We start from the raw sequence: 807 nt of genomic DNA, 5'->3' as shown, positions 1-807 counted from the left end.
AAAAAGATATTCATGAACTTTCAGGCTACACAGACAAAGTTGTTGATTTCAAGCAAATGGTCTTGGATATTATCCCTACAAACATTATTGATGTCATGGCCAGAAATGATTTGCTTGCCGTTATTTTCTTCGCCATTTTATTTGGTGTCGCCGCAGCTGGTATCGGCAAAGCTTCTGAACCAGTAATGAAGTTCTTTGAATCTACCGCTCAGATTATGTTCAAGCTCACGCAAATCGTCATGGTCACTGCTCCTATCGGCGTGTTAGCCCTGATGGCAGCTTCTGTGGGCCAATATGGCATTGAACTCCTCCTCCCTATGTTTAAGCTGGTTGGCACCGTATTCCTTGGCCTGTTCCTGATCCTCTTTGTCCTCTTTCCGCTTGTCGGTCTCATCTTTCAGATTAAGTATTTCGAAGTATTGAAAATGATATGGGATCTGTTTTTAATTGCATTTTCCACCACCAGCACTGAAACCATTCTCCCTGAGCTGATGGATAGAATGGAGAAATACGGCTGTCCCAAACGAGTGGTATCATTTGTCGTTCCCTCCGGCTTGTCATTGAACTGTGACGGCTCCAGCTTATATTTATCGGTTTCTTGTATTTTTCTCGCACAGGCCTTTCAAGTAGACATGACATTGTCCCAGCAGCTGCTCATGATGCTTGTGCTTGTGATGACCAGTAAAGGCATTGCAGCTGTACCCTCAGGATCGCTTGTAGTTCTTCTGGCGACTGCCAATGCTGTAGGACTGCCGGCTGAAGGCGTTGCCATTATCGCGGGTGTTGACCGCGTCATGGACATGGCGA

1 pseudogene is annotated in these 807 nt (G+C 45.7%); it reads left to right on the top strand.

Annotated features, from left to right (window positions below):
* Positions 1-807 (top strand): annotated as a pseudogene (gene gltP / locus ACWHAR_RS25700) (glutamate-aspartate/proton symporter GltP); the annotation flags it as partial.

This window comes from Bacillus sp. LR--39 (assembly GCF_053613335.1).
This window is presented reverse-complemented; position numbering and strand designations above follow the sequence as displayed.